Annotated in this window: 18 protein-coding genes; 11 read left to right on the plus strand and 7 right to left on the minus strand. The window is 62.1% G+C overall.

Features of this window, described 5'->3' with window-relative positions; translation table 11 throughout:
- Positions 1-27: 27 nt before the first annotated feature.
- The gene (locus tag X726_RS142730; RefSeq protein ID WP_023672671.1) at positions 28-1,095 is read left to right on the plus strand and encodes a M20/M25/M40 family metallo-hydrolase; all 1,068 of its coding nucleotides are present in this window, start codon (positions 28-30) and stop codon (positions 1,093-1,095) included.
- Between the two features lie 127 nt (positions 1,096-1,222).
- Here X726_RS142730 and X726_RS142725 read toward each other — a convergent pair whose 3' ends face one another.
- Positions 1,223-2,047, minus strand: a complete 825-nt coding sequence (locus tag X726_RS142725; protein ID WP_023672672.1) for an SIR2 family protein — start codon at positions 2,045-2,047, stop codon at positions 1,223-1,225.
- A 916-nt stretch (positions 2,048-2,963) separates the two neighbouring features.
- Here X726_RS142725 and X726_RS1000000169740 point away from each other — a divergent pair.
- The gene (locus X726_RS1000000169740) at positions 2,964-3,134 is read left to right on the plus strand and encodes a hypothetical protein (RefSeq protein WP_023672674.1); all 171 of its coding nucleotides are present in this window, start codon (positions 2,964-2,966) and stop codon (positions 3,132-3,134) included.
- Positions 3,135-3,173: 39 nt separating this feature from the next.
- Complete coding sequence (locus X726_RS142720) at positions 3,174-3,671, plus strand: hydrolase (RefSeq protein ID WP_023672675.1); 498 nt, start codon at positions 3,174-3,176, stop codon at positions 3,669-3,671.
- 223 nt (positions 3,672-3,894) lie between these two features.
- Here X726_RS142720 and X726_RS142715 read toward each other — a convergent pair whose 3' ends face one another.
- Genes X726_RS142715 through cphA form a run of 3 tightly spaced genes read right to left on the minus strand, consistent with a single transcriptional unit; the run spans position 3,895 to position 8,392 of the window.
- On the minus strand, positions 3,895-4,719 hold the full coding sequence (locus tag X726_RS142715) for a cyanophycinase (protein ID WP_023672676.1): 825 nt from the start codon (positions 4,717-4,719) through the stop codon (positions 3,895-3,897).
- On the minus strand, positions 4,716-5,615 hold the full coding sequence (locus X726_RS142710; protein ID WP_023672677.1) for an isoaspartyl peptidase/L-asparaginase family protein: 900 nt from the start codon (positions 5,613-5,615) through the stop codon (positions 4,716-4,718). Before X726_RS142710 ends, X726_RS142715 begins: the two co-directional genes overlap by 4 nt.
- Positions 5,615-8,392, minus strand: a complete 2,778-nt coding sequence (cphA, locus tag X726_RS142705) for a cyanophycin synthetase (RefSeq protein WP_050588579.1) — start codon at positions 8,390-8,392, stop codon at positions 5,615-5,617. The genes X726_RS142710 and cphA overlap by 1 nt, the downstream gene beginning before the upstream one ends.
- Positions 8,393-9,049: 657 nt before the next feature.
- Between cphA and sdhD the strand changes: the two genes are divergently transcribed.
- Positions 9,050-9,439 (plus strand): succinate dehydrogenase, hydrophobic membrane anchor protein, encoded by a 390-nt coding sequence (sdhD, locus tag X726_RS0136370; protein ID WP_027050929.1) that lies wholly within the window; start codon positions 9,050-9,052, stop codon positions 9,437-9,439.
- Positions 9,440-9,542: 103 nt separating this feature from the next.
- Here the strand turns inward: sdhD and ctaD are convergent, their stop codons facing one another.
- On the minus strand, positions 9,543-11,201 hold the full coding sequence (gene ctaD, locus X726_RS142700) for a cytochrome c oxidase subunit I (protein WP_023672680.1): 1,659 nt from the start codon (positions 11,199-11,201) through the stop codon (positions 9,543-9,545).
- 312 nt (positions 11,202-11,513) lie between these two features.
- Here ctaD and X726_RS142695 point away from each other — a divergent pair, with 312 nt between their 5' ends.
- The 5 genes from X726_RS142695 (at position 11,514) to X726_RS1000000172000 (ending at position 16,552) form a co-directional block, all read left to right on the plus strand.
- On the plus strand, positions 11,514-12,341 hold the full coding sequence (locus X726_RS142695; protein ID WP_023672681.1) for a DUF2243 domain-containing protein: 828 nt from the start codon (positions 11,514-11,516) through the stop codon (positions 12,339-12,341).
- Between the two features lie 30 nt (positions 12,342-12,371).
- Positions 12,372-13,748 carry an NAD(P)/FAD-dependent oxidoreductase gene (locus X726_RS142690; protein WP_023672682.1) on the plus strand — a complete coding sequence of 459 codons (1,377 nt, stop codon included), beginning with the start codon at positions 12,372-12,374 and terminating at the stop codon, positions 13,746-13,748.
- Between the two features lie 243 nt (positions 13,749-13,991).
- Positions 13,992-15,506 (plus strand): protein adenylyltransferase SelO, encoded by a 1,515-nt coding sequence (locus X726_RS142685; protein WP_084630903.1) that lies wholly within the window; start codon positions 13,992-13,994, stop codon positions 15,504-15,506.
- Between the two features lie 657 nt (positions 15,507-16,163).
- Positions 16,164-16,349: a hypothetical protein gene (locus X726_RS142680; RefSeq protein WP_023688550.1), complete on the plus strand. Its 186-nt coding sequence runs from the start codon at positions 16,164-16,166 to the stop codon at positions 16,347-16,349.
- A gap of 2 nt (positions 16,350-16,351) precedes the next feature.
- Positions 16,352-16,552, plus strand: a complete 201-nt coding sequence (locus X726_RS1000000172000; protein ID WP_081725396.1) for a hypothetical protein — start codon at positions 16,352-16,354, stop codon at positions 16,550-16,552.
- A 601-nt stretch (positions 16,553-17,153) separates the two neighbouring features.
- On the opposite strand, the gene X726_RS1000000170785 is transcribed toward X726_RS1000000172000, so the two are convergent.
- Together X726_RS1000000170785 and X726_RS142675 are read right to left on the minus strand one after the other, a co-directional pair.
- On the minus strand, positions 17,154-17,312 hold the full coding sequence (locus X726_RS1000000170785) for a hypothetical protein (RefSeq protein ID WP_023672685.1): 159 nt from the start codon (positions 17,310-17,312) through the stop codon (positions 17,154-17,156).
- Between the two features lie 185 nt (positions 17,313-17,497).
- Positions 17,498-17,800, minus strand: coding sequence for a DUF982 domain-containing protein (locus X726_RS142675; protein ID WP_023688551.1), 303 nt, complete (start codon positions 17,798-17,800; stop codon positions 17,498-17,500).
- Between the two features lie 189 nt (positions 17,801-17,989).
- Here X726_RS142675 and X726_RS142670 point away from each other — a divergent pair, with 189 nt between their 5' ends.
- Both X726_RS142670 and X726_RS142665 read left to right on the plus strand, forming a co-directional pair.
- The gene (locus X726_RS142670) at positions 17,990-19,051 is read left to right on the plus strand and encodes a glycosyltransferase family 4 protein (protein WP_023672687.1); all 1,062 of its coding nucleotides are present in this window, start codon (positions 17,990-17,992) and stop codon (positions 19,049-19,051) included.
- A gap of 43 nt (positions 19,052-19,094) precedes the next feature.
- Positions 19,095-21,257 carry an amylo-alpha-1,6-glucosidase gene (locus tag X726_RS142665; RefSeq protein WP_023672688.1) on the plus strand — a complete coding sequence of 721 codons (2,163 nt, stop codon included), beginning with the start codon at positions 19,095-19,097 and terminating at the stop codon, positions 21,255-21,257.
- The last annotated feature ends 36 nt before the right edge of the window (positions 21,258-21,293 follow it).

Here is a 21,293-nt window from a genome sequence, read left to right on the forward strand (position 1 = left end):
ACCCCTTGAACCGTGAAAGTCAGCTTGATGCGCGATGAATCACTCAAGTTCTTGAAGGAAATTGTGGCGACCCCGTCGCCGAGCGGCTTTGAGCAACCCGTAGCGGAGCTTTTCCGCGAGTATGTTCGTCCGTATGCCCACAGGTTGACGACGGACGTCATGGGCAATGTCACGGCGATCATCAATCCTGAGGCGTCTATGCGCTTCATGTATGCCGGGCACATGGATGAGGTCGGCTTCATCGTCCATTACATCGACGATGACGGCTTTCTTTTCTTCAGCACCATAGGTGGAACGGACGTTGCCACTGAAATCGGCCAGCGTGTCTGGGTGCACGGCAAGGAGCCGATCCTGGGCGTCGTAGGTCGCAAAGCAATCCAGACCTTCAAAGCCTCTGACACGTCTCAAACTCCCTCGCTGATGGAACTATGGATCGATATCGGCGCGAGTTCGCGAGAGGAAGCGTTGAAGGTCGTAGAGGTCGGCAGCGCGGTCACTATCCACGGCGAGTTTGCGGCGCTACAGGGCAACCTTGCTGTCGGACGAGCGTTCGACAACAAGGTTGGCCTCCTCATCGGCGCCGAGGTCCTGCGCTGCCTCTCCGAGGAGGGAGGCGTTCACCCCGGCGTGGGCCTCTATATCCTGGGTACGGTTCAAGAGGAAATTGGGTCCCGAGGCGCGATGACCTCAGCGTTCAACATCGCACCTCGAACCGGCCTCGCAATCGATATGGGCGTGGCGATGGACTATCCGCGCGCTCGCGCCGAGGATCAGGGCAAACTGGACCTTGGGAAAGGGCCGGCAATCACTCAAGGCGCGAACACCAACCCGGTGGTGTTCAATCTGCTGAAGTCGGTGGCCGAGAAAGAGGGCCTACCTTATCAGCTTCAGGCGGTGGGCAGCTCAAGCCCTACCGACGCGCGTGTCATGCAGCAGAACCGAGGCGGCGTCGCAAGTGGGGTGCTCTCCGTGCCTTTGCGTTACATGCATACCCCGTCGGAAGTTGTTTGCCTGGATGATGTGCAAACGACGATTGACCTGGTTTGTGCATATTGCCGGCAATTGACGCCGGAGATCGACTTCACGCCAAGATGAGGCGGCGGGATTGATTGTGGAAGTCGTGGCTCCAACAGTCGCCGATCTGGCGCCTGTCGGCCACCGCCTGGTGCGTCGGTCACCGCGCACCTGAGAAACCCGACTGCAGTCCACTAGGGAGCGCGCCTCAGGTCACCGCCACCGCTTCCACCAAACGCCTGAGGAAGTCCGTCAGACCGGCTTCAGGATCATCACCTGCGCCAACGAGCACCGAAATACCCCAGCGCCCAAGCACGGCCTCCTCCACAGGGTTGCGGCTGGGCATGAAGATGAACGAAGGGGGACGATCTTTCTCATATCCAGACCGGTGCCAGGTTTGCCAAAGCCGGTGCAACAGCAGCCGAATGTTTGGATCGGAGAGGCTATAGCCAATGAACAGGATCGTGCTGCCGAGAGCATCCGAGCGAAAGCGGACATCAAGGGGAGAATTGAAGGACAGGCGGTCAAGATAGTCAGTTTCGGTGAGGACAAGGGAAGAGTCCTCGTCAAAGTCGCCGTGAAATTTCACGATGTGGGTTACGCCTCGACGGGCCTGCGCAACGTGCCGTGCGTTGGCCACTTTCACGTACTCTCGACCGTGGATTTCAAAAGCGAGTTCCAGGTTCCGGTCATAGTTCGTCGTATAGATGACGGGAAAATCGAGCGTCACGATGAGACGGTGCAATTCCGATTTCTCGATCCGTTCCTTGGCGACAGACCAGTTTCTGTCCATCCAACTGCGAAGTGGTCCGATGCTGCCATGCTTGATCCGATAGTATTCGGCCAAGGTCTGAAAACGATCGCGTCGCGTGGAAAATTCATCGTCGACGCCGAGCTCCTTTGCCATTCGCTCGATGAGTTTCTCCCAAGACGGAAGTCCGACGCTGATCGATACCCCCGCCCCCACAAACAAAATTGCGCTGCGATGACGAATTGCATTGGCGAGCGAATCTATAGGATCATCATCGTTCATGGATAGGTCCTCCGAAGCCACTCGCGTGGGCCGGACCTAAGGTGCGTGCCCCGGTGCGGGGATCGTGGACGCGGCTCCCCAATTCGAGCCAGCGTGCTCCGCCCTCATCGACGAAATCGGATCGACCACGCACCAGCCAGCCCAGAGGGGGTGGCCCTTGCAGTCCTGCCGAGCCGCTTGCCACGCGAACCGAGGTAGCGGCCGCGAGGACACTGGCTGTGAACTGGAACCGGCGCTGTTGCGGTTTACTGGCCACGTTGATTCAGTTCTGCGCCAGCCATATTGCGCAAAACTCTATCGAGTTTCGCATTCACCAAGAGGTTGCGCCGCTTCGCGCCGATAAAGATGGCGAGAGAGTAAATCATTGTAAGAACAGAGATCATCGTCATTCCGGCCTAAACATCAGCGGCCGGAGATGTTCCATGCGCCCGGAAATATTCCAGTGCAGGTGTTTTTAAATCGCCGAAGCTACGCGCTCAATGCGCGGTTGGTTTCGTGTCCAGGGCGGACGAATTAGCGCAAGGCGGTATTCATCCTCCCACATCGGCGGCGGACTGAAGCGAAATGCTGGTTGTGTCCCCCAGGATGCAAATGAAACGCCGATGCTTTGCATGCGGCCCGGAACAAATGCTCGCTTGCACAGTTCGAGCCATGCAGCGGTCGACCCCCGCGCTGCAAGATCGGTAGCCCGATCGCCCGCGCCGGCCCCTCCCACGGCGCGGGCTTTCGTTTGAATTCACGCTGTCGGGGTTGGAGTCGCTCCACCGTTGTCGCGAGCCGGCTGATATACGCGCTGTCCGGGGGGCTCGCGCGGTGTCGGCGACATCGGCATTCGCGCAGTCCGGCAGGTCAGCCCATGCACGGGAACAACGCGGCACTGTGATGGTTTGGTGGCCTCGGAAGGTGGCAGAGAACGATGGGCAAAAAGCCCAAACAGCACGCAAAATCTACGGCGGATCGCGAAAAGGCGATCGAGGCGCTCTACTTCGCGCGCAAGTGCGGCCTTACGAAGGAAGAGGCACTCAAGATGCTCAGGGAAGCCCCGATCGGGATCGATGATGAAGCCGAAGAGCGCTCCGGCAGTTAGAGGTGACCGCCAAACGCGCATCGCAGCCGGCCGCGGCGCATGATCTTCTTCACTTCCGATACGCATTTCAACGATCCGCGCATTCTGCGCATCGACCGGCGTCCCTTCGCCTCGTTGGTCGAGCATGACCAGGCGCTGGTTGCGTTTTGGAACGAAACGGTTGGCCCGAACGACGAGGTCTGGCACCTCGGCGATTTCGCCAAGGGTCCAGCCGAGACCGTGTCTTCACTGCTGTCGTCTCTTAACGGGTCCAAGCACCTGATAATTGGCAACAATGATGGCGCCGCCACCATTGGCGACCCGGCCTGGGCGAGCGTGCACCACTACATGGAGCTTCTTGTCGAGGGCAGCTTGCTGGTTCTGTGCCACTATCCTTTTCGCACCTGGAACCAGATCGGCAAGAGATCGGTAAACCTGCACGGTCATTCGCACGGTCGTCTGAAGCCGATGACGCGCCAGCATGATGTCGGCGTCGACGCATGGGGGTTTCGTCCGGTAACCTTTGCTGCCATTCAGGCCAGTCGCCGCCGGGGCTAGCTCGGCAGAACGCCGGGTGAGCGAAGGTCTTCAGCTTTGCGGGATTCGAGCCGACGAGAGGCCGTCTGTAATCCTGCCGTGTTCGCAACAATGCGACCATCCTGGTGGCGGCTTCAAATGGGAGAACAGCCTCACGGATAGCGGTTTTCGCGCGTGGATCGGCACTGCTCGAGGGCCCGGTACGCGGACCGCGCCACACCATCAACTTGAGTGCGGCGAAGTCTTAGGGAGTCCCCACCGGCCGTCGCAGCGCCAGATCGAACGCATCGCCTGAGCTCAGCACGTGAACCCTCAGATCATGGATGGAAAGGGCGGCATCAGGCTCACCTTCCGCGATGTTGGAATGCGTCACGCCGGCTGCATCGACCAGATAGACAGCGCCGCTGCCGATGACCTTGAACATCTCGCCCTTCACCACGATCGCCGTGTCTTCATCGATACCGATGCCGAGGACGCGCGGGTTCTGCGACACCGCCCCGATGAGCCGCCCAATGCGGCCCCGTTCCGCAAAGTGCTGGTCGATGATGACGTTCGGCAGCAGGCCCAGTCCCGGCGCCATGCGAATGTGGCCGATCCGAAAGGACGCTGCGTTCGGCCCCTTCACCATCATTGTGTCGCTCATGACCGACGCGCCCGCGGAGGTGCCGGCAATGACGCCTCCGGCTTCATAGATTTCGTGCACCCGCTCGTCGATGGGCGTGTCGCCGATCTGGCTGGTGATGCGGAGCTGGTCGCCGCCGGAGAAGAACACCGCGCTCACGTCTGCAAGCGCACTTATTTTCTTTTCATGAGCTGCCTCGAGGCGGTCGTTGACGTAGAGCTCGATGACATCCTTGATGCCCAGCTCACCGAAGGACCTCTGATACTTCTCGAGATAGCCATCCGGCTCATGAGACGCGATGGTGGCAAGCACCAGGCGGCCGTTCGGAACCAGGCTCGCTACCTCCTTCAAGATGACACGATCGCCATCATGGTCCTCGTGGCCGCCGATGATGACGAGCGTTCCGGCTTTACCGTTCGAGGATCGTTTTTTCTTCTTGTCGGTCATTTGCCCACGTCTTTCTTGCGCAGGAAAACGTGCGGGTGGTTGTCCTCGCTGGTCATGAAAGCGACTGCGAACTCCCTGCTGTTATGCGCCCATCCAGACACGCCGGTCGCGGTAAGCACGATGGCTCCGGCTTCGCCGCCGATCGCCTCGACTTCCTTGAGCGCGGGATTCAGCACCTGCTCCAGGCCGCCTTCAGCCTGTCCCGAAGACAATGCCTGCCGCGCCGAGAGTGCCTGCATGACACGGGCCGCGAGAGCCTTTCGCGCGATATGCTCACCGTCTCCCGAGAAGGCGACGGCTCCCAACCGGTTGTCGGCATAATAGCCGCAGCCGGGTTGCGGAGAATCCCCCACACGACCGGGAGCACTGCCGTCCAGTCCGCCGGTCGAAGTGCCGACGGCGATGTCCCCGTATTGATCCAGGGCAACCACACCGATCGTATCCTTCGCCTCAGACTTGCTGGAGGCGTCGCGCTGCTGCGACGTGATCAAATCCGCCGGATCGCAAAGCTCCAGCTGCTTGGCGGCGGCGAAACGCCGGGCCCCCTCCGACGCCAGCAGGATCGGCTCCTCATGCAGCATGGCCTTGGCGACACTGATTGGATGGCGCACGCCCTTGATCACTGCGACGGCACCTACATTGAAGTCCCTGCCCTCCATCAGGCCAGCGCACATCTCGACCTCGCCGTCCGAATTGAGGGCACTTCCATATCCCGCATTGAATGTCGGGTCGGCCTCGAGGACGCGACCGGCAGCTTCAACGGCATCGACCGCCGTTCCGCCGCCGGCCAGGATGGCCCGACCTGCCTCGAGCGCCTCGATGCATCCGTTGCGATACGCCTCCTCCTCTTGCGGATCGATCTCCTTGGCGCCGCCGTGCAGGATCAGCGACCACATCAGCCAGCCCTCAGATGGCGAATATGGGTCTGATCGGGCCCTCCCCTCGAAGGCGTCGCGCCTCCGAAGCCGGTTACCTGCCGCCACACGGCTTCAACGTCGTCGACGGTCAGCACGACAAGGTCGTTTTCCCGTGCAAGCCTGAGACACACGTCGACGGCCTCCTTCTCGGGACAGACGGCGTGTATGCGGCCTGGGGCGCAGCCGGCGTTCAAGGCACCTTCCCGCAGCAAGCCGGCGATCGCTCCGGGGGCTCGGCCGCGCAGCTCCTGCTCATCCTCCTTGAAGACGATGACGTCGAATATCCGCGAAGCGATCGCGCCCATCTCGCGGATGTCGCAATCGCGGCGGTCGCCCGGTATGGCGACCAAGCCGATCGTGCGCTGATAGCCGCGCCTCATGTGGGAAACGAGCTTTCCGAGCGCCTTCAGCCCCTCCGGATTGTGCGCATAGTCGACGATGGTGCGGAAACCATGCCCGTCGAAGACGTTGAGGCGACCGGGAGATTGCTCGAACGAGGTGCCAAACTCGGCCAGCGCCGCCCGGATCGTTGCCGCCGGAACGTCGTGGCAATGCGCCATGGCGACGGCTGCCAGGCTGTTGGCAACGTTGAATTCGGCAGAACCCTCGAAGGTCGCGGGAATTTCGTCGACGCTCATCAGGAACATCGATTCCCCATCCTCGTGGATGAAAATGTCCCAGCCGTCGCTGCTGGGCTCCCGCGTCACGGCGCGGCCGCCTTCCGCCAGGTGGCTGCGCAAGAAATCGGGCCACTCGCTCCTGCTCGCCAGCGAGAAGTAGCAGATCCTGCCGCCGGCATCTCGCGACATTGCGGACGTATGGACGTCGTCGGCATTGAGAATGCTCCATCCCCCGCGGCGGACGGACTCGACCACGACCGATTTCACCTCCGCCAGGTCCTCGATCGTGTCGATGCCCCTCAGCCCGAGATGATCGCCGTGGACGTTCAGAACCGCGCCAACATCGCATGCATCGAAGGCAAGCCCTTCGCGCAGGATGCCGCCGCGCGCACATTCCAGCACCGCGACATCGACACCCGGCTCGCGCAGCACGATCCTGGCGCTCTGCGGGCCTGAGCAATCGCCTGTGATGATTCGTTCACCGTTCAAGTAGACGCCGGTGGTCGAGGTGAGCCCGACGGTTGCGCCATTCGCCTGCAGGATGTGCGCCAGCATTCTGGCAGTGGTCGACTTGCCGTTGGTCCCGGTGATCGCGAAGATCGGAATCCGGCCGTCTTTGCCGCCTTTGAAGAGAAGATCGAGCACGGGCCGTGCGACGTTGCGGGCGCGCCCCGACGAGGGTTCGAGATGCATGCGGAAGCCAGGACCGGCATTCACCTCTATGATGCCGCCGCCGGTCTCGCTGACCGGCCGTGAGATGTCGGGACAGACGAAGTCGATCCCGGCAATGTCGAGACCGACGATCTGTGCCGCCCGCCTGGCGATCAGCGCGTTTTCGGGATGGATTTCTTCCGTCCGGTCGATCGCGGTCCCACCGGTGGAGAGATTGGCGGTGGGCCGCAAGAGCACCATTTGGCCCGGCGCTGGAACGCTCGCCAGGGCGAGCTGCGATTTTGACAGGAAATGCTCGACGCATTCGTCGATTTCGATGCGGGTCAATACCGAGGAATGGCCCTCTCCCCTCCGCGGGTCGCGGTTCGTCTCCTCGACGAGCTCGGCGACAGAACTCCGGCCATCGCCGACCACATGGGCCGGAACCCTCTCGGCGAGCGCCACCACCTTTCCGCCGATCACCAGGATCCTGTGGTCCGAGCCGACGAAATGCTGCTCGACGATAACGCTGCGGCTGTGTTCTCGCGCCTGTTCGAAGCCCCAGCGGACCTCGTCTTCTGTTGCCAGACCGATGTTGACGCCGCTTCCATGATTGCCATCGAGTGGTTTGGTGACCACGGGGTAGCCCAGCCGTGCTGCCGCCGCGACTGCGTCCTGCGCCGATCGCACCAGCTCCCCGCGTGGCACCGGCAGGCCGGCCTGTTGCAGCAGGAATTTGGTCAGGTCCTTATCCGAGGCGATCTCGGTCGCAATCTCGGAAGTGAGGTCGCTGCAACTGGCGCGGATGCGCTTCTGATGCTTTCCGTGACCAAACAGCACGAGGCTGCTGTCGTCGATCCGCGCCGCCGGAATGCCTCGCCTCTCGGCCTCGCGCACCAAGGAAGCAGTCGTAGGCCCCAAGGCACGCTCGGCGGCCAGAAGCTTGAGCTGCTGCAGCCTGGCTGCGAACTCGAATGGCCCCTGCGTTTCCGCAATGTCGCCGAGCCCCTCGACACCATGCAGATTGGCCGGTAGCAGGCTGTCCACCAGTTCGAGCGCGACGCGCCCGGCGAGCAGCCCGACAAGCTCATCCTTGTAGGCGAACATGACGTTATAAGTGCCGGGACTGCCTTTGACCGACCGTGTCTTTCCTCGTGTCACCCGGTGACCGAGCATGCTCTGCAGTTCCAGGGCGACATGCTCGACGACGTGGCCGAGCCAGGTTCCTTCCTGCATGCGGCGGACGAAGCCGCCGGCGGCGCCATAGCTGCAGCCATGGCCCGCAAGGCCGGGCAACAGTCGGACGATTTGTTCGGAAAACCCGGGCAGTTTGTCTGTCGGGAACGCCTCAAGGGCTCCGAGGTCGATCCGAATCTGGACCATTGGCGTCATGCTATAGAGGTGCGGCCCGCGAAACACGCGGGCGTCCACGACGCGGATAGGGCGAAAACGCGAGGCGCCCCGATGAATTTCTTTGTCCGACATAGTCCGTTTCTCCTGATTAACTCCGCAACATCCGGAGGATCGGTTAGTTCCCGGCCTTTCAGCCCAAATATTTTTGCAGGAGAGAGAAACAAAAGTGGCCGTTAACATATGTTGGCCCAAGAACACCCTCTGGTCATCTCGGCCACGTGCGGTCGCTGTTCTGAGGGCTACTTATCTCTCGGGACGAGGCGGGCCAGGCATTCGCTCGTTTTCACAAGCATTCGCCGGGCACATCGCGGCCGTTGAGCTAGTGCCCGGCTTTAGCTCATGGCGACCCATTGTGCGGGTCCAGCACTGAGGCATTAATCTTCAGCACGCTTTCGGCACCCGGGAACATTTCCAGACGCGTCAGGTTTGGAACCATCCTTGCACCGGAACTACAGCCATGCAGAGTCGAAAATCGGTGAAGGCCGCGCTCGTCAAGGAGATCGACGCGGTCCGCCTTCGTATCTCGCTGCTTGAAAGCGAGCTATGCAGAGATGGCAGACCCAGGCAAATTGGATGGCGTTCAGGATACGAACTGAACGCCCACAAAGCCCGCTTTGCTCGACTGGAGACCGTGCTTGCCCACTATCCGTCGGCACCGACGGCCCGGGCATCGAAACAGCAACAGCTTGAGTTGCGCGCAAGTCAACCAAGTAATTTTGGGGAAACGCCATGGCTGACAGACCCTCAATCAGAACTCCGCTAGCTCGAGTGCGGGGCCTTGGATCGGCGAAACACGGAACCGAAACGTTCATGCTGGAGCGGCTGACATCTGCTGCCCTGTTGATCCTTGTCATTTACATCGTCGCGGTCGTTATAATGCTGGTCGGTGAGCCTCGAGACGCCGTCCTCAGCGTCGTAGGATCGATCTATGTCGCGCCAGCCCTTATTGGCTTCATTCTCGTAAGCTGCGTTCACATGCGGCTTGGAATGCAATCGATCATCGAAGATTACTGCCATGCCACCGTGCTCAAATCGCTTCTTCTGATCGCCAATTGGTTATTCTGCTGGGCAGTCGCGCTCGCAAGCTTGTTCGCTGTGCTGTTAATCAGCTTCAGATAGCGATCCGGTTCTCAGCTGCAGCCAGCGTCTGCCACCGGCAGGCTGAAGTTCGCCTCAGCGGAGAACCGGGCTGGCTTGCGCAAAGGAGTTCGACAACCCGGCCTCATCTGATTTGCGGCAGCCTGTCCCATTGATGGAAAGGGGGTGGAGAGGTCAGCTCCCACTCCAATGTGGTAGCTCCTGGCCCCCATGGGTTCATGCCGGCGGCTCTTTGCCGGTAGAAAGCTTCCAAGATGCCGAAGAGGAAAATCACGACACTGGCGGCCGACAGGTACGATCCATACGAGGACACCATGTTCCAGCCGGCGAATGCGTCGGGATAGTCGACATAGCGACGCGGCATGCCAGCCAATCCAAGGAAGTGATGGGGGAAGAAGACGAGGTTCACGCCGACGAAGGTCGTCCAGAAATGGATCCCAGCCAGAAGCGGATTGTAGAGATATCCCGTCATTTTCGGAAACCAGTAATACCAACCCGCGAAGATGCCGAAGATCGCTCCCAGCGAAAGTATGTAGTGGAAATGCGCGACGACGAAGTATGTGTCGTGCAATTCACGGTCGAGGCCGGCATTTGCGAGTTGAACGCCCGTCACCCCGCCTACGGTGAACAGGAATATGAAGCCGAGGGCCCAGAGCATCGGCGTCCTCAGGCTGACCGAACCGCCCCACATGGTTGCAATCCACGAGAACACTTTAATCCCGGTCGGCACTGCGATCACCATCGTGGCGAAGGTGAAGTAGCGCTGCGTGTCGAGGCCTATCCCGCTGGTGTACATATGGTGGGCCCAGACGACGAAGCCGATCACCCCGATCGCCACGATTGCGTACACCATCCCCAGATACCCGAAGATCGGCTTTCGCGAGAAGGTCGAGATCACCTGGCTGACGATGCCGAACGCCGGCAGGATCATGATGTAGACTTCCGGGTGGCCGAAGAACCAGAAGAGATGCTGGTACAGCAGCGGGTCGCCTCCGCCGTCCGGCGCGAAGAACGTGGTTCCGAAATTGCGATCGGTCAGGAGCATGGTGATGGCGCCGGCCAGCACCGGCAGAGCCAGCAGCAGCAGGAAGGCGGTGATGAGGATCGACCACACAAACAGGGGCATCTTGTGCAGGGTCATCCCCGGCGCGCGCATGTTGAAGATGGTGGTGATGAAGTTGATGGCTCCCAGGATCGAGGAGGCGCCCGCAATGTGCAGAGACAGGATGACCAGATCCACGGCGGGACCGGGATGGCCGGAGGTCGACAGCGGCGGGTACAGGAACCAGCCGGTCCCAGGGCCATAGCCGCCGGGGACGCTGGGCATGAAGATCGACAACAAAAGCAACATCAATGCCGGCGGCAGCAGCCAGAACGATATGTTGTTCATGCGCGGGAAGGCCATGTCGGGGGCGCCGATCATGATCGGAACCATCCAGTTGGCGAAGCCGCCGATCAGGGCGGGCATCACAGTGTAGAAGATCATGATCAGCGCGTGGGCCGTGGTGAAGACGTTGTAAAGCTGCTTGCCGGCGTCGATCGCCGCGTCGCCCTGGTAACCGTAGATCATCGACGCCAGTCCGGGGAAAAACTGGATCCCGGGTTGCTGCAGCTCGATTCGCATGCTCACCGACAAGAGCATGCCGATCACCCCCGCGATGAAAGCGAAGACAAGATAGAGTGAGCCGATGTCCTTGTGGTTGGTCGAAAACAGCCATCGGGTGATGCCGGTCGGCTGGTGGCTGTCGAGACCGTCCGGATCTGCCGCCGTATATTCGTTCATGACCTTCTCCGCTTGAGCCGTCCGTCGCCAGCATCGAACCGTGCTGGAACTTGATTGTTCCCTCCACCGAACCGGCAGCCAGGAACATTCCACGGAAGCCGCGGTTAGGTTCCGCGCGGCCGACCCTGCGCGGCTGAGGATCGACGTCCATGCTGGCGATAGTTGCTGCGACACTGGTTCTGACGACGGTGGTTGGTGGGCTGATATCTGCCTTCTGGCTCGAGGCGCGTCATGGTCTCCATGACCCCACGCCGCCGGACATGTCGGTGCCCAGGCAACTGAACGCCCCGGCCTGGAGCCGGTGGTCCTGACATGGACGCGATCACCGCAACACTCGACCCGAGGACGCGAGCCGGCTGGCTGCTGCTCGGCTTCGCGCTCGGCGGTTTCTTCGACGGCATCGTCCTGCATCAGATCCTGCAATGGCATCATCTTCTCTCGGGCGTCGCCGATCCGGTGGGTTCCGACCTGCGCTTCCAGATCATGGCCGACGGCCTCTTCCATCTTTTCATGTATGTGCTCGCCGTCGCCGGCACGGTGTTGCTGGTGGCCGCGAGGGCGGCCGGCGCGCGGCCCGGGACCACCACGGAGATCCTGCGGCTCGCCTTCGCCGGGTTCGGCGTCTGGCATGTCGTCGATGCTGTCGTGTTTCACTGGCTGCTGGGTCTGCACCGGATCAAGATGAACAGCGATTTGCCGCTCGCCTGGGATATTGCGTGGCTGGTCATCTTCGGAATCGTGCCGCTTGTGTTGGTGCTGGTGCTGCCCAACCGCGGCGGACCGGCACGCGGTGCTTCGGCAGCGCTGACCAGCATCGTCCTGCTTGCGGGACTGGCAGCCGGCGCCGGCCCGTTCTTCAACGGTGCCGCCAATTCCATCATCGTCTTTCGTGCCGGGATGGAACCGGCGGCGATGATGCGGGCCGTTGAAGTCGCCGACGCCCATCTCAAATGGGTCGACGCCAGCGGCACCATCTGGGCGGTCGACCGCGTCTCATGGCGCGGGTTGGTAGCCCTTCACGCACGCGGCGCCTTGGTGGTCAGCACGACGCCTGTCATTGCCGGATGCCTTGCCTGGACCGATGCCGCCGGAATGAGCAGTAGGTCCAGCCAGCAGCGAGGCACTCCTGCCAGGCTATGACTTCCGGACAGGGATAGGGGAGTATCAAGCATGCAATTCGCCACCGAGAGCAGCCACGGCCGGAGCCTGACACCGCGCATCGTCGTGGTCGGCGGAGGCTTTGCCGGTCTGGAGGTTGCCAAGGCGCTCGGCAAGGCGGAAATCGGGGTGACGATCATCGACCGCCACAATCACCACCTGTTCCAGCCCTTGCTCTATCAGGTTGCAACCGCCGCCTTGTCGGCGCCTGACATCGCCGAGCCCATCCGCAAGATCCTGGGCCGCTATCCCTCGGTTCAGGTTCTCTTCGGCGATGTCACCGAGATCGTCACCGAAGCCAGGATACTGGTGCTGGCCGATGGGACCACGGTCCCCTACGACATCCTGGTCTTGGCCACCGGTTCGCAGCCATTCTATTTCGGCCAGGAGAGCTGGGCTCGGGTTTGTCCCGGCTTGAAGACCATCGAGGACGCGCGCACGATCCGGTCACGGCTGCTGCTATCGTTCGAGCACGCGGAACGGACCACCGATCCAGTCGAGCAATCCCGGCTGATGACGATCGCCATTATCGGCGGCGGCCCGACCGGTGTCGAACTGGCGGGCTCGATCGCCGAACTCAGCCGGCACACACTGGCGCGCGACTTCCGCAACATCCGGCCCGAGAAGACAAGGATCATACTGGTAGAAGCCGGCGAGCGTCTGCTCGCCGGATTCGCCCCGGAGCTTTCCAGATATGCACGTCTGCGCCTTGAAAGCCTGGGCGTCGAGGTCGCGCTCGGCAACCGGGTCGAGGCGATCGAAGCGCATCAGATCACCGTCGGCGGCCAGGTGATCCCGGTGGCCTTGACGCTCTGGGCCGCCGGGGTGGCGGCTTCTCCGCTGGTCGCCCAGCTTGGTGTCGGGCTCGACCGCGGCGGTCGGGTGAAGGTCGAATCCGACCTGCAGGTCGTCGGCCATCCCGATGTCTTCGCGCTTGGCGACGTCGCACTGGTCCTCGATGGGAACGGCCAGCCATTGCCGGGTCTTGCCCAGGTCGCCAAGCAGCAGGGCGAGCACCTCGGCAAGGCACTGGCACGCCGGATAGATGCTGGCGATACGCTGCCCGCTTTTGTCTTCAGCAATCGAGGCAACACGGCCATTGTCGGCCGCCACGCTGCCGTGTTCGAATCGGGGAGGCTGAAACTGAAAGGCTGGTTCGCCTGGTCTGCCTGGGCGCTCATCCATGTCTACCTGCTCGTCGGTTTTCAGCACCGCGTTCAGGTCTCGATCCAGTGGCTCTGGCGCTACCTGACCTATGAGCGTGGCGCCCGGCTCATCGCCGAGGAGCGAGTCGAACCGGGTTCGAAATCATCGCCGGGAGCGGCCCCGAGAGAGCCGCTGCCAACCAAGGCAGACGCCGCCCCGGCATTGCACGCCCGCACTGACTAGATTGCCGGGTGCTCAGTTCGGAGACAGTGGCGATGCGGGGGTCAGCTCTGGATTCCGCCACGGCCCGTCGTCCCACGGCAGCCCGAACCTCGATAGTTGAGGCGGGTGGTTCCCAGCTTGTATCCGGTGCCGGCCTGATGGATCCGGATGGCACCAACGACGTTGCGTCCCTATATGAACAAATGAACACAGGCTCCTCGAAACGGGATCTGTTGAACCCCTCCTCTTCAGAGACAGCTCGTCATGACGTCACCTGCGACTGCTGAACAACCCCCGGTCATTCAGACGGGGCTTCCCGCCCTGAGCAACAGCTATGCGCAATTGCCGGAGCGCTTCTTCGCGCAAACAGATCCGAAGCCGGTGTCCGAACCGCGGCTGATCCGGTTCAACCGGCACCTCGCGGAGGAACTCGGGCTCGATGCCGACCAGCTTACCAGCCCGGATGGAGTGGCGATGCTTGCCGGCAACAGATTTCCGGAAGGGTTGCAAGCAATCGCCCTGGCCTATGCGGGCCACCAGTTCGGAAACTTCGTGCCTCAACTCGGCGACGGGCGCGCTCTGCTGCTTGGCGAAGTAGTGGACGTCAACGGCATTCGCCGTGACATCCAGCTGAAGGGATCGGGACCCACGCGGTTCTCGCGCAACGGTGACGGCCGCGCCGCCCTCGGCCCTGTCCTGCGCGAATATGTCGTCAGCGAAGCGATGGCGGCGCTCGGCATTCCGACGACGCGGAGCCTTGCGGCGGTGCTCACCGGCGACCCGGTCTATCGCGAGGTCCGGCTGCCCGGCGCCGTCCTGACACGGGTGGCGGCAAGCCATATCAGGATCGGCACGTTCCAATATTTCGCCGCGCGCCACGACACCGAGGCGCTCAAGATCCTGGCCGACTATGCCATTCAGCGTCACTTCCCACAGCTGGCGGGGGAAGCACGGCCGTACCGGGCTTTGCTGGAGGCCGTTGTCGCCGCACAGGCGGATCTGGTGGCGCGCTGGATGCTGGTCGGCTTCATCCATGGCGTCATGAACACCGACAACATGTCGATCTCGGGCGAGACGATCGACTATGGCCCATGCGCCTTCATGGACGCCTATGACCCCAGCGCGGTGTTCAGTTCGATAGACCGCGCCGGCCGCTATGCCTATGCCAACCAGCCTCGTGTCGCCACATGGAACCTTGCGCGCTTTGCCGAGACCCTGCTGCCGCTCATGAGCACGGACGAGAATGAAGCAGTGTCTGAAGCGGAAGAGGTGCTGAGGTCGTTCCAGGCCTCTTATGAGGCTGTGTTGCAGCGCGGCTTCCGCAGAAAACTCGGACTGCTGACCGAAGCGGAAGGCGACTTGCAGCTCGCTGCCGACTGTCTGGATGTGCTGGCTCGCGGCGAAGCGGACTTTACGCTCGGCTTCCGGCGCCTGGGCGATGACCTCGACGCTGCGGACGGCCAAGGCACGGCGCGGCAGTTGTTTAAGGATCCAGGCTCATTCGATGCCTGGTCGGCGCGGTGGCGCCAGCGCATTGCAAGCGAAGCAGCCGACACGGCCACGCGCCGGGCGGCCATGCAATCCGTCAATCCCAAGTTCATCCCCCGCAATCATCGCATCGAGGCGATGATCCAGGCGGCGTTGGGCGGCGACTTCACACCGTTCGAGGAGATCCTGGCAGTCGTCAGCCGTCCCTTCGATGAGCAGCCGGGAATGGAACGCTATGCTGAGCCGCCACGCCCGGATGAGCGCGTCCTGCAGACATTCTGCGGTACCTGAGACATTCGTGATGGTCGCTTAACATGTGCAAATGCGGAAGACCCATTTGCAAGCTATCGTCACGGGTACTCTCGTAAGGGCTGAGCTATGACGATCATAGAATTGGCATTCGAATTGCTGGCACGGAAGCTCGTAGACCGTACCGGAATATCAGACGAAGATGCTCGAGACCTTGTCGCAGCCATGGGAGCTGACTGGTCATCGCTCGTGCGAGCAGCGAGGGCGATCAAAGAGACTTAGGTCTTTTGACGTCGTTTTAGCTGCCACCAGCTGCGGGCAGATCGGACCAGAGGCTGCTGCCGCGATCCAGGCGCGACACCGCGCTCGTCACCGATCATGTCAGCAACGTGGTCAAGCACTGTATTTCGGTCGCTCCAAATCGACCGGATACAACACGCTGGTCTCCTGAAAGCCACTGTGGCCGCTACGCAAGTCGCCGGAAGCTCGCAATAAACTGCGATAGCAGCCCAGGCTTAGGATTTATATTGCAGGCCCGCACCACTGGCGGGGCGACGCGGGCGGGCCGCTGCCGTTCGTTGAAATCCGCGTTGGGAGTCAGATTCCGTCGGCACCGAAATCACAGGTGCTGACGAAGCAGACGGAACTTCCCCCCACGATCACGGTTTGGAGTCACGAGACCAACCCAAGGAGATGCAGATGTCGAGCAAAATGCCGCCCGTGCCGCCTGAGAACCAGAGCCAGAAGGGTCGAGGAGAAGGGCGACAGGTTAGCCACGATGATGCCCAGCACGGCACTCACGGAGCGCCGGATCCGGAGCGCCAAGGGCAGCAAGCCAACACCAAGGTCAACACCACTCATCAGGGCCGTCAGCAGGATCGGTGATCATGTCCACATCGAAGAAACACCCGAACACGATCCGGCAGGGCGGGCCAGGCGCATCGCACGAGAACGCCAGAAAACCCCTGCAGGTCAACAAACCCCCGGCGGATGAAGACCGTCGATCCAAAAGCCGAGTTTCAGGGGGTGGCGGTGAAAAGGACAGTCATCATTCGCACAATCCAGCCAAGAAGGGTAGCAACAGTTGAACCCACGGCTTTGTGAATGATTGTGCTAAAGCGCGCCGCGTGTGCATGTCATTGTCTCACAACCGAGCCTTTTTTTGAGTGACATGCATAGCCGGACCAGGGTGAGGATCAGCGAGTCCAGACGCCCGGAAAAAACCGGAGGCCGTGGGCCCGCACCACTGGCGGAGCGATGCGGGCCCGGCCAAGGGTTACGGCCCTCGACCAGCAGCGAGGGGCTCGCTGCCGCATGCAGAACAAGCTCCGTAATTTCAGGTTCCGCTAATATACAAAAAAGCCGGCCACCTTTCGGCAGCCGGCCAGTTCCAACAGAACAAGGGAACGTGCACTGATGGGGCAGTGCAACGCCCGAAGTGTTTCGAGGCGACGATGTTCCACCGGAAATCCACAGATTCGCCGTTTCGATCTACATTGGCCGGATTGAAAGATCTTTGACGATCTCTCCCAAGTTCTCGCGGAGCCCGGTCCGACGTGTGGCGCCCTGTCTGCGCCTTGGCTCTCTATGCGGCCAGCAAGCTCATCTTTGAAGAATGCCCGCCGCGACTGCCGCGCGCGTCAAACACCGGCGTGCAATTGGTCGAGCGCGCGGCAGACCGGGGACGCGTCAAGTCGAGCGTCGGTCGACGTAGGTGTAGACGCCGGCCCCAATGGCGACCGCGCCGACCGTGATCACGATCGATGGCGCGCCCATCAAACTGGCAAAGACCGCCCAGATGAGGGCGATGACGATAGCGCCGAGTGTTCCCAGGATCAGTCTCGGCATTGTCTACCCCTCCACGTTCGGGCCGCCTGTGGATGGTCGTCACCCACCGGTCATGCGAAACGCCGCATGAAAGCACAGTGTGGCCCATGAGGTGAAGGGCCGCGCCGGAATACTCCGGTGCGGAAAAGATGATGCCCGCGCCGCCAAAGCCCGGGTGTTCAATAGCCAAATGGCTGGACCGGCGCCTAGCGCCTCAGCGCGTGGACTTCCGCCATGCTTTCGCCGCCCATCGGCAGGGCCATGTCATCATCGAGCAGCCGGGTGATGCGGGCAAAGCCCGTAAACGCCTTCCTGGCTGCTTCGGCCGACATTCTGCCCGACAGGGCCGCGGAGCAGCAATTCACGGCGCACTGATACACAGGCCCACGCCGTCCCAATGGCCATTTCTGCAAAAAGACCATCGCTTCGGCAACGCTATCGACTTCCTCGACGGGGTGTCCCTGCCCGCGCGCAATGCGCACGGGCGTAAAGAAATGCAAGCGGTCCATTTTGTTCTCTCCCTGGTCGGCCGCAGCGCGAACCAACCCTACTAAATTCGCGGATGGCGCGTTTGTTCCGCTTATTGCAAAAAAATCTGCGCTGGTGGGCTTGGGTTGCCGACGCCCGCTTTTGTCCGGAACGTTAGGCCGGCTGATGCATTTCGCTCTCGTGATTGCCTTGAGGGACACGTTCAAACCATGCGCATAGCCCATGTCGCCCCTTTGCACGAATCGGTGCCACCCCTTCTCTATGGCGGCACCGAGCGCATCGTTTCCTATCTGACCGAAGGGCTGGTCGAACTCGGCCATGAGGTGACGCTGTTCGCCAGCGGCGACAGCCGGACGTCGGCCAGACTGATACCAGGTCGCGAACGCGCGCTACGCCTCGATCCGCGTCCACTGAAATCGGACACGGCGGCGCATCTTGCGATGCTTGCCGATGTGAGGAACCGAGCCCACGACTTTGATATCATTCATTTTCATCTCAGCCATTTCCTGCATTTCTCGTTCTTCGAGACCATGCCGGACAAGACGGTGACAACGCCTCATGGCCGGCTCGATTATGTCGATCTGGCGCCAGCCTATGAGCGTTTTCCGCGATTTCCGCTGATCTCGATCTCGCATAGCCAGAAGACCGGGCTTGCGAATGCCAATTGGCTGGCCACCATCCATCACGGGCTGCCGACGGGTCTCTATCAGCCGACCTTCGAGACGGCGGCAGGCGAACCATACCTCGCCTTTCTCGGCCGGCTTTCGCGCGACAAGCGGCCGGACCGGGCCATCGACATCGCCTTGCGCTCGGGCATGAAACTCAAGCTGGCGGCCAAGATCGGCGACGATGATCGCGCCTATTTCCATGAGACGATCGAGCCGTTGATCGATGGCGACCGCATCGACTATGTCGGCGAGATCGCCGAGAGTGAGAAGACTGAATTCCTTGGCAATGCCGCTGGTCTGCTGTTTCCGATAGACTGGCCCGAGCCGTTCGGCCTTGCCGCGATCGAGGCGATGGCGTGCGGTACGCCAACCATCGGCTGGAACTGCGGTGCGTTGCCGGAAGTCATCGACCATGGCGTTACCGGATTTGTCGTCGATTCTCTCGACGCCGCGGTCGCCGCGGTGCCGGCCTTGCTGCAACTCGACCGGCGAAAGGTGCGCGCCGTCTTCGAAAGTCGGTTCTCCGCCAACAGGATGGCGCGCGACTATCTCACTGCCTATGCGCGTCTCATCGGCGCCCCGGCTGAATCGAAAGCGTCGTGAACGACGGCGGACGTTCCGAGCCCGAAACAGAGATTTGTGACTGATGACCGAACTTGACGAGCGCAAGCTCGACCCTGCCGTGGCCCTTGCCTCCCTGGACGAAACCGCGCCGCGCGAGCCGCACCGGCTGTTTGCCCTAAAGCAAGGCGACTGTTTTGCCGTGGCCGATGCCTACGGCGATATCAGGGGTGCGGGCGACGGTTTCTTCCGTGACGACACCCGGGTGCTGTCGGAGTTCAGGCTCACCGTCGGCGGCCGGCAGACATCGCTGCTCGGCGCCTCGCTCAGCCAGGACAATGTGCTGTTCACCAGCAATATGACCAATTTGCCGATGCAAAGCGTCGGTGGCCGCGACATCCCGCAGGGCGCCATCCATATCGAGCGCGTCAGGCTGTTGTGGCAGGACCGGCTGTTCGAGCGCATCACCCTTTCCAACTACAGCCAGGAGCATTCGGCAATCCGCGTCTCGCTGCATTTTGCCGCCGATTTCCGCGACATGTTCGAGGTGCGCGGTTCGACCCGGCCGAAGCGCGGAATGGCGCATGCAGCGGAGATCGCGCCTGCCTCGGTGCTGCTGCGCTATGACGGACTGGACGGGCTGGCGCGGGTGTCGGCGATCTCGTTCTCGCAGCCGCCAGACCAGTTGAGCGCCGAGCGCGCGGATTTCCTCATCGCAGTGACCAAGCGCAGCAGCAAGATGCTTTACGTCGAGGTCGGCGCGGAACTGACCGAAACGCCCGACCGCGACCGCTTCCGGGCGGCCGCGGCGCGCGCCCGTTTCGGCATGCGGGCCAAGCGCCGCCATGGCGCGACGGTGCACAGTTCGGGTCGCGTCTTCAACGATTGGGTCGAACGCGCCCGCGCGGATGTCGCCTTGCTGACCACCGAGTTGTCGACCGGCCCCTACCCCTACGCCGGCATCCCCTGGTTTTCGACGGCCTTCGGCCGTGACGGCGTCATCTCGGCGCTGCAGATGCTATGGCTCAACCCCGGCCTGGCGCGCGGCGTGCTTGCCTTCCTCGCCCAGCACCAGGCGACCGAGACATCGCCTTTCAGCGACTCGCAGCCCGGCAAGATCATGCACGAGACGCGCAAGGGCGAGATGGTGGCGCTGCAGGAACTGCCTTTCGGCCGCTACTATGGCGGCGTCGATACCACGCCGCTCTACATCCACCTCGCCTGCGCCTATGCCGAACGCACCGGCGACATGGACTTCATCGCCAGCCTGTGGCCGTCTCTCTGCGCCGCCGCCAAGTGGACGGAAGAGGCGAGCCGCGCAACCGGCTTCGTCACCTATCAGCGCGCTGCCGAATCCGGCCTTGCGAACCAGGGCTGGAAGGACAGCTTCGACTCCGTCTTCCACGCCGACGGGCGCATTCCCAAGGGGCCGATCGCGCTGGTCGAAGTGCAGGGTTATGTCTTCGCCGCCTTCAGGGGCCTTGCCGCTCTCGCCCGCCGCCGGGGCGAGTTCGCGCAGGCCGAGCACTGGGAAAATCGCGCCGAAGAGATGCGGATCGCCGTCGAGCGTGATTTCTGGCTGGACGATCTCGGCTTCTATGCGCTGGCGATCGACGGCGCCGGAGAGCCGTGCAAGGTGCGCACGTCGAATGCCGGACACCTGCTCTATGTCGGCCTGCCCGAACCGGCGCGGGCGAAGATGGTCGCGGACCAGTTGCTTTCGGCTTCCTTCCACTCCGGCTGGGGGGTGCGAACGCTTTCCGACGATGCTGTGCTGTTCAACCCGATGTCGTACCACAATGGTTCCATCTGGCCACACGACACCGCGATGTGCGGCGCCGGCCTGGCGCGGTTCGGCGAGCGTGACAGCGTGGTGCGGCTGATGAGCGGCACGTTCGAATCCGCCGTGCACTTCAACATGCGGCTGCCGGAACTGTTCTGCGGCTTTACCCGCTCGCCGGGTGAAGCACCGATCGCCTACCCCGTCGCCTGCCTGCCGCAAGCCTGGTCCGCAGGCTCGGCCTTCATGCTGATGCAGGCGTGCCTCGGTCTGGAAATCGACGGCTGGAACGGCGAAATCCATGTGACCCGACCCCGTTTGCCGATCGGCATCGATACGCTGACGCTCAGGCATCTGGGTGTCGGCGAAAAGAGGGTCGATCTTACCTTTCAGCGCGTCGGCGACCGCGTCGTCGCCTTTCTCGCCGACCGCCATGAGGGGCTGGTTCCGCTGATCGTGCGGACATGATCGGAACGGCTTTCAACGGGAACCGATCCCAGGGTT

This window comes from Mesorhizobium sp. LSJC285A00 (assembly GCF_000503155.1).
Lineage (GTDB): Bacteria > Pseudomonadota > Alphaproteobacteria > Rhizobiales > Rhizobiaceae > Mesorhizobium.